Below are 12,666 nucleotides of genomic sequence, written 5' to 3'. Positions count from 1 at the left end.
GAACCTGAAATACGCTCTTGGCTATATCAATTCCTATTGTGCTAACTTCCCTCATGGACGGTTCTCCTGTTTGCGGCTTCCAACAACCGCACTATGGCATCACAGATGCCGGGGGAGGAGACCGTCCATGCTATCAGATCCGGTTCTTACCCCCACCTTTTTCCGCTCCCTGTGTTAAGGCGAAGTTACCGCCTTCTACTCATCAGCTATCAAAATCTGGACGTTGTGTTTTCTTAGACCATTCAAAAAGTTAGCGTCTATCGATGTGTCGGTCACGAGCCAACCGATGTCCTCGATTCCCCCGACCGCGGACGCATTGATCTTACCGATTTTCGAACTATCGGCCACGAGGATAAGTTGAGGCGCGAACGTAACAAGCACCCGGTCGAGAACAGCTTCAGGCAAAAAGTCGTTGGTCAAGCCGCTTTCCGGGTGGATTCCCTGAATACCGATAATCACCTTGTCGGCTCTCAGTTCGGAAAGCGTCTTCCCGACAATGTGCCCAATGAAGGAAAGTTCTGGCCTGCGCAATGCGCCGCCCGTCACGACAAGATCCACTCCCGGGCTTTCGACAAGGGTGGTGATTACGGGCAACGAGTTCGTGATTACGGTCAGGTTTCTGCGCGTCGTCAGGTTTTTGGCAACCTCCAGCACCGTAGAGCCAGAGCCAAGAAAAACCGTTTCCCCATCCCGAACCAACTCGGCAGCCTTCCGGCCTATCCGTCGCTTTTTATCGGATTGAAGATAGCTGCGTTGTGCAAACGAAAGCTCTGAATTTGTGTCGTCAACAGCTATTCCACCACGAAACTTTTTAAAGCCGCTCTCCCGCAACAGCTCCAGAATATCCCTGCGAATGGTCGCCTCGCTGGCATTGAAATGCTGACTTAGCTCGGAGACTTTGGCGCTCCCAGATCGTAACAGATATTCTCTGATGGCGATTTTCCGCCGTTCATTCGTGACTGACATGGCTTGTCTCGTACATCCTTCGATTCGAAGATTTGAACCATATCACTCTGTAGCTATGTAACTTGATTTTTCAATCGTTATTTTCTCATATCAATCAAAAATTTGATTATATGAGTACTAAATACGAATAAATAGTCATATAAATGATTGACAGCAGGTCGCTGAACAACTTAACTTTCGTCAAAGCGAAGCAATGTTTGCCGTGTTTTGCCGCAAGGCTAGGAAAGGAATTTTGAGTGAGCGCTTTAGGAGAGCGGCCTGAAACCGATGGGACCAAGATCCGCATAGAACATCTGACATTCGGTTATCCGGATAAGAAGGCAAGGCAGATCAACATCATCGAGGATCTGAGTCTTGAAATTCGAGATCGTGAATTTGTCGCTATCGTAGGCGCGTCAGGCTGTGGAAAGACCACCCTCCTCAACGTTATCGCGGGGCTCCTTCCAACTTCGACCGGGAAGACGTCCATTAATGACAAAGAGATTGTCGGCCCGGGACCAGATCGTACAGTCGTTTTTCAAGACGACGCAGTCTTCCCTTGGTTCACTGTGCACGGAAACGTCGAATACGGTTTGAAGATAGCAGGGATCAACAAGGAAGAACGCGGTCGTCGTGTCGCCCGCAGTCTTGAGATGGTCGGCCTGTCAGGGTGCGAGACGCTTTACCCAAAGCAGCTCTCGGGAGGTATGCGCAAGCGCGTTGATGTCGCCAGGGCAATCGTAACGCGCCCGGAGGTCCTGATGATGGATGAGCCCTTCGCCGCGCTTGACGTCATGACAAAAGCAAGCCTTCAGGAACAGTTCCTGGGTATCTGGTCCGAACACCGTATGACGGTGGTGTTCGTGACGCACGACCTCGAGGAGGCGCTCTACATGGCGGACCGAGTTGTCGTCATGGCCAGAAATCCGGGGCGAATAGCCAAGATCGTCGATGTACCGTTTGGTCGGCCGCGTCATCGCGACCTCAAGACCGCACCCGAATTCCAGACGATGAGACGTGAACTTGGACATGTCCTTGATGCAAATGGGGAACAGAGTTGATGACGACCGCAAAAAACAACCCAGCGGCGGCAACAGGTAGCAAGCTTGGCAATCTTCTTCCCAAACTCGCCATTCCTCTGGCGCTCATCGTTCTGTGGGTCGTCATTTCGGAGTTCAAACTCGTCAAGCCCATCTTTATTCCACCTCCCGCGGCCGTATGGAAGGCTTTCCTCGGCCTTGCTCCGCTGCTGCCGCAGGCGATCCTGACGACCGTCGCCATAACGCTGGCGGGCTTCGTGATCGGTGTTTCCATCGGTACAGTTTCTGGCCTCGCCATGGCTTACAGCAAGACCGTACGCGTGTATCTCGGCGCCATCTTCGATTTCGCCCGTCCCATTCCAGTCTTTGCCCTTATTCCGTTGTTCATTTTGTGGTTCGGAATAGGGCGGGCACCGCAGATAGCCCTGATCGCCATGGGAACATCGGTCATACTTGGCATTACAACGATCGAAGCAATCCGCAATGTACCTTCCATCTACATTAGAGCGGCACTCACGCTCGGTGCAGATCGGAAGCGCATCTACACCACAGTCATCGTGCCCTATATCGCTCCCCACCTGATCGGCGCTATCCGCGTGGCCGCTGCAGCGTCCTGGGGTCTTGACGTCGCTGCCGAGTTTATGGGCTCCCAGGCTGGTTTGGGTTATCTCATCATACTCCAACAAACCTATCTCAGGACAGCTGGCATCATCATTCTCGTCGTCATTTACAGCATCCTTGCCATTTTTCTGGACACCATCATTGCTGCAGCCGAGAAACGCTTGATCCCTTGGACCGAGCGAAGGTCCAGCATGGGTGCTGTCGCTTCAATAGTGGGGAATACATAGAGATCCACGTTTGAAGGTAGATGTAATCATAAACTCCGTCACGCATGCTTAAGATCAAGGGAAAGGGAACAGATCTATGTCGTATATAAAAAAAATGGGGCTTGCATTCTCGATTTTGATGGGGGCTATTCTCCCAGTCAATACGATGCAGGCGCAAGAAATTTCTGATGTCCGCGTTGGAATGACACCCTTCTTCGACTACCAATTCTTCAGTGTAGCCAAGGAGTATGGTTGGGACAAAGAACTTGGCGTTGACCTCAAGTTCGAATGGCTGACGCAAAGCGGTCCTTCCATCCAGGCGCTGGCAAACGGTTCGCTGGATACGGTGAATACCTGCGTGGTGTGCAACTATCCGTTTTATGAATCCGTGCCAGAGATGCAGAATTTTCTAACTGTCAGCCAGTTTAAGGGCTTTGCTGTCATTGGCCGCAAGGGCCAATCGAAAACCTATCAGGAACTGCTTTCCGAACTCGGAAGTGCCGAGGCTGCCAAAAAAGCGGCCATAAGCCAGATGAAAGGTAAGAAATTACCAATCTATACTGCCAACTATAAGCCACTGCTGACGGCAGTTCTCGGGGAGGGCGACATGGAGATTGATGATGTGCAGACTATCAATTTCGCCGACGACGAGAAAGCTGCACTGGCATTTATATCTGGCGAAGGTGAGTTCTACATCGGAGGTTTGCCTTCCGAGATCAATCTCTTGATGAATCACTCGGATCAATTCCAGATGATCGGCGGAGCCGAAATCTTGGGTTCTGCCGGACTTTGGTACAGTAATGTCGCTTCTAACGAGGATTGGCTTGAGGAAAACACGGACACAGCACTGAAGATTATGGCCATGTCCTACCGCTACAATCGGTATGTCCAGGAGAATATCGACCAGATCCTGCCGATTGTCGTCAAGGCGATGAACGACCACTCAGGGGTGGCAACTGACGAGAAGTCTCTGAAATTTATATTCGACCAGTTTCTGGAATTCAGGACCTACCAGCAGGACGCGGAAACAACCTACAATCCTGAATCTCCACTATTCTGGGAGAATTCGGCAAAATACTATGTCGCCACGTCAACAGAACTTCCCGAAGACGCGGACTATAGGGCCAAAAATCCACTGGACGACTGGTATAAGAAGTTTACCGCGAACAGCGACCTTCTCTCCTGGGTCGACAAGCCTCTCCAATAACACCTAGCCTCCGAACCAAGCCGAAGGCTGTGACGGTTGACACCGTCGCAGCTTCGTCGGGGAGCTACATGCTCGCCCGTATAGAAAGAACCATGATCATGACATCGCCCGGATTTTCCACCTTGCAGGAAATAAATGCCCAGACGGCAGCCTGGTCCGAAGCAATCGAGCTCGTCTTAGCGCTCGCGCCTCACTTTGGTGCGATAGACATGGCGAGCCGAGGCCAGGTATTATTCACCGGATGTGGCAGCACATACTATCTGGCAATGTCTGCCGCCCAGATATTCCAGGCACGAACAGGGGTCGTCGCCCGTGCATGCCCGGCCTCGGAATTGTTGCTTAATCCTGCCGGCGTTCTGTCGGAGCAAGATGGCCTCCTCTTCGCGATCTCACGTTCGGGTTCCACCTCCGAGACGCTTCGCGCAGCAGAGGAATTCAAGACAAAGCGCCAAGGCAAAGTTGTCGTCATCACCAATTATGCAAATTCCCCTTTAACCAGCTTTGGCGACATCGTGCTGGCGATCGAAAGTGGACAAGAACAAAGCGTAGCCCAGACACAGTCATTCTCTTCAATGCATGTGGCCGCGGCGGCAATTGCGGACATGCTTGGACCAGCCCCTGTCGGCGCAGGTTGCAAAGACCTACTTGTGGGGGCAGGAAATAGGCTCATTCGGGATTATTCCGTCCTCTCGCAGCGGCTTGCCGCTGATGAACAGATCAGCCAGGTTTTCTTCCTTGGAAGCGGCCCACGCCATAGTCTTGCTTGCGAAGCAAGCCTCAAGCTCAAGGAAATGAGCCAGACCGTATCCGAGCCGTTTCACTTTCTTGAATTCCGTCATGGCCCGATCTCCATGGTCGACGAAAAAACGTTGGTGGTCGGCCTCGTGTCCGAAAATGCTTATCGACACGAAACGGCTGTTCTAAAGGAGGTTGCCGCCTTGGGTGCACAAACCCTCAGTGTAGGGGAGCATGACACTGACATCGAGTTTCGTTCAGGCGTTGCCGAACATCTCCGCAATGTCCTCTACCTGCCGGTGCTCCAGTTGCTGGCGTATCATCGTGCCGTGATGAAGGGGAAAAACCCAGATAAACCCAATAACCTGACACAGTTCATCGAACTTAGTTTCGGCACGTAGGAAACATCATGCCATCACCAACATTCGATGTGGTTGCTGTCGGGGAAGTCAATGCAGACCTGATACTCTCCGGCGATGTGGTGCCAGCGTTCGGCCAGACTGAGAAACTGGTCGAGGATGCGCGGCTCGTCATCGGCAGCTCAACAGCGATATTCGCGTGCGGTGCCGCCCGTCTGGGATTGCGGACCGCGCTCATAGGCAAGGTCGGAGATGACATTCTGGGTAGGTTCATGGTCGACGCTCTGAACGAGCGTGGCGTCGACACGAGTGGTATAATCGTCGATCCTCATGTTGCCACCGGCCTGAGCGTCATTCTCTCCACGGGATTGGACCGTGCGATCCTGACGGCACCTGGAGGCATACCAGCCCTTCGATATAGCGAGATAGACCTAAGCATTATCCACTCGGCGAGACACCTCCATCTGGGAGGCTACTTTCTGCTCGACAACCTGCGACCGGACATCCCGCATCTTTTCAAGAAAGCTCGCCAGTCGGGGCTGACAACGTCGCTGGATACGAATTTTGATCCTGCGGGTAAGTGGGATGCGGGCCTTGAGGATCTGCTCGCACAGGTCGATGTGTTCATGCCGAACGAGACCGAGGCAAAGGCGATAGCCAAGGTCGATGACGTCGAAGCTGCGATCGGGCTGATTGCCAAGACTGCCCGCGTTGTTGCGGTCAAGATGGGAAGCCGGGGCGCTGTCGCCCAGCGTCGAGACATGGAGCAAGTATCGCTTGATGCTCCGTCCATCGGAGTTGTGGATACGGTCGGCGCCGGAGACAGTTTCGACGCAGGCTTCCTGTTTGGCTTTCTGACCGACCAAAGCTTGATCTCGTGCCTACGGCTGGGAATTGCGTGCGGCTCGCTCTCTACGGGGCAGCCTGGTGGGACAGAAGGTCAGCCGGAAATCCAGAAGGCCCTGCAGTTCATCCACTACCATTGGCCGAAAGGCGAGGTTCGGTAAACAGCCGGCCTTAGACCGGGAATGATGTAGCCCCGTCGCTGTCGCCGGATATGTCCTGCACAAATCAGGAGAGTTACAATGTCGGAAAACGTCAAAATCGTCGCCCAGCTATCCAGTGTCCACTCGACAGATGACGTGCTCGATACGGGGAATGTCGCGCGGTACCTGGACTCGGTGGGCAAGAGTATCCAATTGGACATTCTGATTGCGGGATGGCAGGAGCGGCCGGATCTCTATAGAATGCTGACCTCGCCTGATAGCAGACAATCATCCGAGGTCTTCCTATGGTATCCGGTTCTTTCAGATTATCCTGGCTTTGATCCTTCGCATCTTGTCGTCGACAATCATTCGAGAAGGAGCCGGGGGTGGGACGGATATGACGGAACGGGAATCGCTGAAACTTTCAAGCAGTCTTGCCCGAACAATCCGGACACACTCCTGGCGGCGCTAGGCTATCTGGAAAAGTGTATGACGGAATACGCCTTTGACGGTGTCTTTCTCGACAAGATTAGGTTCCCTTCCGCTGCGAATGGGCTGCAGGACGTCTTCTCGTGCTTTTGCCCACATTGTATGGAGAAGGCAGCGAAATCTGGATTAGACCTGTGTGAAGTGCGGGCCATCCTGGGTGGAACCCATGACATCAGAACACAAGGGCGGTTCGCCAAGATTCCGCCCGGCGCACCCTGGTTGGAACTGCTTGTTGCCGATCAGCCTCTGCTGCAGCAATTCATCAGGTTTCGCGCTGATTCCATCAGCGAGATGATCGCGACCGTAGCCGACCGCATGAGAAATCTCGGAAAGAAAGTTTCCCTCGATGTATTCTCGCCCGTGCTTGCTCCCCTCGTTGGACAGGATTTTGAGGCTCTTACCCATCACGCGGAGTGGATCAAGCCGATGATTTACAGATTTGGTAGAGGCCCATCCAGCCTGCGCAGTGAACTACCGGCTCTCATTCACGAACTCGGGGATCATCTGGGCCTGGATGAAGTTCAGACCATGAAGTGGGTAGCCAATCATGTTGACGGTGTCGCAGGATATTCGCTCGAAGAGCTTGAGGAGGTTGCTCCGCTGAGTCTCATCCGCGCGGAGACGCGGTCGGCGCTTTCCTGCTTCGGTGGCACTCCGCTTTATCTGGGTCTCGAGACCGTGTCTATCGAGGGAGTGAAGGAAATAACGCCGCGTAACGTGGAAGAGATATTGGAGATCGGCTCGGACATCGGCGTTCAGGGCTATGTTCTTTCCTGGGATTTACTGCACACTCCCATCGAAAACTTAAAGCCACTCATGGCTCTTTAATACGTAGAAAGCGTCGTTGTTCTTCCAGCAATCAGACGCAAACCGATTGTCGTCCATCCCCATTTTAAAACAGGTATCCAACATGTCTGCTACCCCCCCAATCAAGCATCCGATTGCTGATCTCGTTGCGTTCGTCAAACAAGGGCAGAGAAAAGGCGTGACTGCCGTTTGCGCCAGCCACCCCTTCGTCATCGAGGCAACTCTTGCGCTGGCAAAAGAACTACAATCGAACGTGTTGATCGAGGCGACGTGCAACCAGGTCAATCACCATGGCGGCTACACGAGTATGACCCCTGCCGCTTTCCGCGATTTCGTTTTCAAGATTGCCGATAACGTTGGGCAGCCGAGGGAAAAGATCACCCTTGGCGGTGACCACCTCGGACCCAATCCATGGAAAAGCCTCCAGGTAGAAGACGCGATGCAGGAAAGCGAACGCATGGTCGAAGCCTATGTAGAGGCGGGTTTTACCAAGATTCACCTCGACACAAGCATGGCTTGCGGTGACGATTTTTCGCCTCTTTCCGACCAGACGATCGCACAACGTGCGGCTCGGTTGGCCGTGGTTGCGGAGAGGGTTTCATCCGCCATCGGTACCAATGTCTGCTACGTCATTGGGACGGAAGTTCCTGCTCCGGGTGGCGCGCATGAAAATATCACCTCACTGGAAGCCACCAGACCCGAGGCGGCTGTTGAGACCGTGGCGCTTCATGAGCGAGCCTTTAACGATGCCGGCATCCCGGAAGCGTTCAAGCGTATTGCCGGACTTGTGGTCCAGCCGGGGGTGGAGTTCGGTAGTCAGAATGTAATCACCTACGCTCCTGAAAAAGCAGCGGGACTCAGTGCCGTTTTGGAGCAGTTGCCCGGACTGGTATTCGAGGCACACTCGACTGATTACCAGCCGCTGACGAGGCTGTCGGATCTCGTCAGGGACGGGTTTGCTATTCTCAAGGTCGGCCCTGGCCTGACATTCGCCATGCGCGAGGCTCTGTATGGCCTGGATGCAATTGCAAGCCATGTGGCGCCGGGGTCGCCTTCCCTCGCAGTGGAAATGGAGCGCATCATGTGTGACCGACCAGATGAATGGGACCGTTATTATTCCGGTACGGAACGCGAACGGTACGTGATGCGTCATTTCAGCTACAGTGACCGAATTCGGTATTACTGGCCACTTCCGGAAGCACAAAGGGCGGTCGATCAGCTGCTGTCGAGAATTGGGAAAACACCGATACCCGAGACATTGATCAGTCAATACCTTCCCCGCCTTTACGAGGGCGTGGTAAGCGGTGAAATCTCACCACATCCTGAAAATTTGATTAGAGCGTCAATAATGCAAGTATTGCGGTTCTATTCGGAAGCTTGCAATGTTTGCCATGTGCCCTCCCAGCGAGGTTGAGAGGGCACTGTAAACTAAAGGATTCTGTCGCAAACGAAATGGCAAGGTCGATCATACATACAGGCGACTGGATTTCCGGGAGCTCTCCATGTTCAAAGGCCGCCATTTCGACAGATCATTGGTAATTGCCAAGTTGATTGACCTCCGCGTTTCGGGTATCGAGACGAGATGAAGTTGCCGAGGTCATTTCCCCGTCTGAAGGGGTTTCGTTATCCGCGTGAAATTGTCGTCTACGCCGTGTGGGCGTTGTCACATAAACCTGTATTGCAGTTGCCTGCGTTTTGGGTTGGGCGTAAATTTCGACGATGCACACACCAGATATCAGTTTCAAGCGTCATCGTTTTCCGCCACAGATCGTTGCTCACGCAGTTTGGTTTTACCTGCGGTTCAATCTGAGCCTGCGCGAAGTTGAGGAAATGCTGCTCGAGCGTGGTATAGACGTTTCCTATGAGACGGTCCGTCGCTGGATCGCCAAGTTCGGACCCCCGATCGCCCGCAACTTGCGGCGATGGCAGGCCCGCCCCGGCGATGTTTGGTATCTGGACGAAGTCGTTGTGAAATGCGCTGGAGAGAAGTTCTGGCTCTGGCGCGCGGTCGATCAGCATGGCACCGTTCTCGACGAAATCTTACAAAAGCGACGCGACAAAATGGCAGCCAAGCGCCTGCTGGTGGGGCTCCGTAAAGTTAACCGACGCCGGTCAAAAATGTTGCCTGCGGCTTTTGCTTATGCGGTTTGCAGGCGTGCGATTTCGTGCCACATCTGCATGGCTTCGGTTCTCAGTTCGCGGTGGTGGTCTGATGAGATTTCGTGGCGTGGAATGTGAAAAAGGTTGGCGACAGGGTCATGAATTGAGACGAAACGCTGGAGATGTCGGGCTGACTTGAAGCCCTTCATGATCCGTTCTCGTCGCCCGGTCGGTTGATGGGAGTTCTCCGCTCGGTTGTTCAGGCCCTTGTGCGAGCGATGCTCGACGCTGGGCATGATGTCGCGCTTTGCCGCGCCGTGGATCGCAACTTGTCGGCGATCATGACGCGGGGTGAGTGCTCCTGTCCTTTCAGAAGCTTTCGCATAAGGCGTTTGGCGGCCTTGGAATTGCGGCGGCTTTGCACAAAAACGACGAGAACAAATCCATCCTGATCGACAGCGCGCCAAAGCCAATGTTTCTTGTCGCCAATGGAGATGACCACCTCATCGAGGTACTATTTGTCGCCGAGCCTGCCGGCGGATCGCCTCCGGATATCATTGGCGAAATGCCTGCCGAATTTCTCCACCCAGAGGCGCACGGTCTGGTGCGAAACGATGATCCCACGCGCCGCCAGCAGATCCCGCCAGCACCTTCGATTACCGGCACATGCGTCATATAATCATAAGGGTGCAGGTTCATCTCGACCAGCAGGTCGACATGGCCCGGCGCCAGCATACCATAGGCATAGCAATCTCCCTCGAAACGCCGCATCGCCACCTTTTCAGACAGAGTTTCGAATTGCGCCAGTCCCGCAGGGTCGAAGCTGTCGGGGCTGGTCGTATAAAGGATCGCCTCCGGCAGACTCTGCTGCCCGCTGGTGCAGCAGGGCACACCGTTGAGCCACGAGGGTGCGCCGGGCTGGCCGGTCCAGCGTTCGTCCGTGGGCGGGATTGAAATCACTTCGATGTCGGGCTCACCGACAGCCAGGCAGGCGATCAGCGTGGCGAAACTGGGCACGCCGGACATGAAGCTCTTGGTGCCGTCGATAGGGTCGATGACCCAAATGCGGTCGGCGTCCAGTCTGGCGTCCTCGTGTTCCTCGCCCAGGATGCCGTAGGTGGGAAAGACGTCGGTGATCTGTTGGCGCATCGCGGCCTCAATAGCGCGGTCGGCCTGGGACACGGGCGAATCGTCGGCCTTGGCTTCGATATCCAGCGGCTTGCGGAAATAGGTCATGGCCATCGGATCGGTCGCATTCGCCAAGGTGTCCGCGAATTGCGCCAGCCGGTCGGTCTCGGATTGGGATATAAGGGAATGCACAAAAATTCATCAGATTCGGGAGGTGCCTCGATGCGGGCGTCCTTAATGATATTTCCAGTAGACAAATGCCACAATAATGCAAGACTACACATATTGCCCCAAAAAAGTCACGTCGGATGAACCATCGCACCGGGCAGATAACCAGAATGGGCCTCTTCAAAGGCCAAGGACGACCGGGCGCAGGTCCGGACAAGGATGTGAACCAACACGGAGATGATCATGAAGACCTGGATTAATACCACCGCGCTGTCGCTGGCAGCCCTGACCTTCGCTGCCCCGGCCCTGGCGGATGAGCTGACGGTTTATACCGCGCTCGAGGAGGAAGAGATCGCGGCCTACGTCGAAGCCGCACAGGCTGCCATGCCCGACACCGAGATCAACGTCCTGCGCCTGTCTACCGGCAAGCTGGGCGCGCGGCTGCTGGCCGAGGCGGGCAATCCGCAGGCCGACGTGATCTGGGGCTGGGCGGTCAGCGCCATGATGGATCCGCAAATTCTCGAAATGCTGGAGCCCTATGCCGCGAAGGGCGTCGACGTGCTGCCTGACACTTTCCGCGATGCAGACGGCAAGTGGTTCGCGCCCATCGGCTATATGGGAGCCTTCTGCGTAAACACTGCGCGGCTCGAGGAGAAGGGGTTGTCGATGCCTTCCAGTTGGGCCGACCTGGAGGACCCTGCGTTCGAGGGGGAGGTGCTGATGCCCGACCCGAATTCCTCCGGTACGGGGTACCTGCACGTTAACGCAGTGCTGCAGAGCATGGGCGAAGAGGCCGGTTGGGCGCAGCTGGAAGCGGTCGACCCGAACATGGCGCAATACACCTCCTCGGGCTCCAAGCCGTGCAAGTCCGCGCGGGTAGGCGAATATACCGTGGGCATCTCGCTGGCCTTCACCGCAATGCAGTCGATCGAGGAAGGCTATCCCCTGGCGATGGTATTCCCTGAGGGCGGCGTGGGCTACGAGCTGGAGGCCTCAGGCCTGATGGCCAGCACCGACAATCCCGAGGCGGCGAAGGCCTTCCTTGACTGGACCATGTCGGATGAGGCAATTGGCCTTTATCAGCAGTACAAGGCGCTGATCACAGTGCCGGGCGTCGATGCTTCAAAAGCCGCCGAGGCGGCTGGACTTCCCGCTGATATCTCGGCCATCCTGGCAGAAATCGACTTTGTGAAGGCCGCCACCGACCAGTCCGCCGTGAAGGCAACCTGGAAAGAAAAATTCGGCCGTTGAGGTCTCAGACCGGGGCGGCACAGGTCGCCCCGATCCCTTGCAGACGGTCGCGGGCCGTCTGCGCGCCAAGGAAAGCAAGCACCCCATGTATCTGACTGTCCGCGACGCCACCAAGATCTATGGCACTTTCACCGCGCTTGACCGCGTGTCCATCGGAATCGAGAAGGGGGAATTCGTCTGCCTGCTCGGGCCTTCGGGCTGCGGCAAGACCACGCTGCTGAGGCTGATTGCCGGACTGGCCGATCTCGACGGCGGCGAGATCACGCTGGAGGGTGCCAACCTGTCGCAGATGCCTGCCCGCAAACGCGGCTTTGGCATCGTCTTTCAATCCTATTCCCTGTTCCCCAACATGACGGTGGCCGAGAATATCGGCTACGGACTGAAGATCCGGGGCGCCCAGAAGACCGACATCGGCGCGCGTGTCGCCGAATTGCTCGACCTCGTGAAGCTGCCGCAGGTCGCCGACAAGATGCCCGGTCAGCTGTCAGGCGGGCAGCAGCAGCGGATCGCCCTGGCCCGGGCGATCGCGGTCGATCCGCGCGTGCTGCTGCTGGACGAGCCGCTTTCAGCGCTTGACGCCAAGGTCCGCGCAGAGCTGCGTGACGAGATCCGGCAGGTGCAGCG

At 55.4% G+C, this 12,666-nt stretch carries 11 protein-coding genes and 2 pseudogenes; 10 read left to right on the top strand and 3 right to left on the bottom strand.

What is annotated here, in order from left to right:
• Positions 1-195 precede the first annotated feature (195 nt).
• Positions 196-966, bottom strand: a complete 771-nt coding sequence (locus ABJN75_RS15895; RefSeq protein ID WP_348440558.1) for a DeoR/GlpR family DNA-binding transcription regulator — start codon at positions 964-966, stop codon at positions 196-198.
• A 236-nt stretch (positions 967-1,202) separates the two neighbouring features.
• Between ABJN75_RS15895 and ABJN75_RS15890 the strand changes: the two genes are divergently transcribed.
• The 8 genes from ABJN75_RS15890 to ABJN75_RS15855 all read left to right on the top strand — a co-directional run bounded on the left by ABJN75_RS15890 (position 1,203) and on the right by ABJN75_RS15855 (position 9,633).
• Complete coding sequence (locus ABJN75_RS15890; protein ID WP_348440557.1) at positions 1,203-2,006, top strand: ABC transporter ATP-binding protein; 804 nt, start codon at positions 1,203-1,205, stop codon at positions 2,004-2,006.
• Positions 2,006-2,833 (top strand): ABC transporter permease, encoded by an 828-nt coding sequence (locus ABJN75_RS15885; protein ID WP_348440556.1) that lies wholly within the window; start codon positions 2,006-2,008, stop codon positions 2,831-2,833. The genes ABJN75_RS15890 and ABJN75_RS15885 overlap by 1 nt, the downstream gene beginning before the upstream one ends.
• 76 nt (positions 2,834-2,909) lie before the next feature.
• Complete coding sequence (locus ABJN75_RS15880; protein ID WP_348440555.1) at positions 2,910-4,019, top strand: hypothetical protein; 1,110 nt, start codon at positions 2,910-2,912, stop codon at positions 4,017-4,019.
• 68 nt (positions 4,020-4,087) lie between these two features.
• Positions 4,088-5,155 (top strand): SIS domain-containing protein, encoded by a 1,068-nt coding sequence (locus ABJN75_RS15875; protein WP_348440554.1) that lies wholly within the window; start codon positions 4,088-4,090, stop codon positions 5,153-5,155.
• An 8-nt stretch (positions 5,156-5,163) separates the two neighbouring features.
• The gene (locus ABJN75_RS15870) at positions 5,164-6,120 is read left to right on the top strand and encodes a carbohydrate kinase family protein (protein ID WP_348440553.1); all 957 of its coding nucleotides are present in this window, start codon (positions 5,164-5,166) and stop codon (positions 6,118-6,120) included.
• 78 nt (positions 6,121-6,198) lie between these two features.
• Positions 6,199-7,416, top strand: coding sequence for a hypothetical protein (locus ABJN75_RS15865; RefSeq protein WP_348440552.1), 1,218 nt, complete (start codon positions 6,199-6,201; stop codon positions 7,414-7,416).
• An 82-nt stretch (positions 7,417-7,498) separates the two neighbouring features.
• Entirely contained in the window at positions 7,499-8,809 is a 1,311-nt protein-coding gene (locus ABJN75_RS15860; RefSeq protein ID WP_348440551.1) for a D-tagatose-bisphosphate aldolase, class II, non-catalytic subunit, read from the top strand.
• A 305-nt stretch (positions 8,810-9,114) separates the two neighbouring features.
• The gene (locus ABJN75_RS15855; protein ID WP_348440550.1) at positions 9,115-9,633 is read left to right on the top strand and encodes an IS6 family transposase; all 519 of its coding nucleotides are present in this window, start codon (positions 9,115-9,117) and stop codon (positions 9,631-9,633) included.
• Here ABJN75_RS15855 and ABJN75_RS15850 read toward each other — a convergent pair.
• Together ABJN75_RS15850 and ABJN75_RS15845 are read right to left on the bottom strand one after the other, a co-directional pair.
• A pseudogene (locus ABJN75_RS15850) lies at positions 9,534-10,135 on the bottom strand (IS6 family transposase); the annotation flags it as partial. The gene ABJN75_RS15855 and the pseudogene ABJN75_RS15850 sit on opposite strands and share 100 nt — an antisense overlap.
• Before the next feature lie 35 nt (positions 10,136-10,170).
• Positions 10,171-10,731, bottom strand: a pseudogene (locus ABJN75_RS15845) (inositol monophosphatase family protein); the annotation flags it as partial.
• A gap of 303 nt (positions 10,732-11,034) precedes the next feature.
• On the opposite strand from ABJN75_RS15845, the gene ABJN75_RS15840 reads away from it, so the two are divergent.
• Together ABJN75_RS15840 and ABJN75_RS15835 are read left to right on the top strand one after the other, a co-directional pair.
• Positions 11,035-12,042, top strand: a complete 1,008-nt coding sequence (locus tag ABJN75_RS15840) for an ABC transporter substrate-binding protein (RefSeq protein WP_348440549.1) — start codon at positions 11,035-11,037, stop codon at positions 12,040-12,042.
• A gap of 85 nt (positions 12,043-12,127) precedes the next feature.
• The coding region (locus ABJN75_RS15835) for an ATP-binding cassette domain-containing protein (RefSeq protein WP_348440548.1) at positions 12,128-12,666 on the top strand (539 nt) is incomplete at its 3' end.

Source organism: Hoeflea sp., assembly GCF_039975035.1.
In the GTDB taxonomy this organism is placed as follows: Bacteria; Pseudomonadota; Alphaproteobacteria; order Rhizobiales; family Rhizobiaceae; genus Hoeflea.
This window is presented reverse-complemented; position numbering and strand designations above follow the sequence as displayed.

Coding starts and splice junctions, on each gene's coding strand:
- ABJN75_RS15875 (WP_348440554.1), top strand. CDS start 4,088: ATGCTCGCCCGTATAGAAAGAACCATGATCATGACATCGCCCGGATTT.
- ABJN75_RS15860 (WP_348440551.1), top strand. CDS start 7,499: ATGTCTGCTACCCCCCCAATCAAGCATCCGATTGCTGATCTCGTTGCG.
- ABJN75_RS15885 (WP_348440556.1), top strand. CDS start 2,006: ATGACGACCGCAAAAAACAACCCAGCGGCGGCAACAGGTAGCAAGCTT.
- ABJN75_RS15880 (WP_348440555.1), top strand. CDS start 2,910: ATGTCGTATATAAAAAAAATGGGGCTTGCATTCTCGATTTTGATGGGG.
- ABJN75_RS15855 (WP_348440550.1), top strand. CDS start 9,115: ATGCACACACCAGATATCAGTTTCAAGCGTCATCGTTTTCCGCCACAG.
- ABJN75_RS15865 (WP_348440552.1), top strand. CDS start 6,199: ATGTCGGAAAACGTCAAAATCGTCGCCCAGCTATCCAGTGTCCACTCG.
- ABJN75_RS15895 (WP_348440558.1), bottom strand. CDS start 966: ATGTCAGTCACGAATGAACGGCGGAAAATCGCCATCAGAGAATATCTG.
- ABJN75_RS15870 (WP_348440553.1), top strand. CDS start 5,164: ATGCCATCACCAACATTCGATGTGGTTGCTGTCGGGGAAGTCAATGCA.
- ABJN75_RS15840 (WP_348440549.1), top strand. CDS start 11,035: ATGAAGACCTGGATTAATACCACCGCGCTGTCGCTGGCAGCCCTGACC.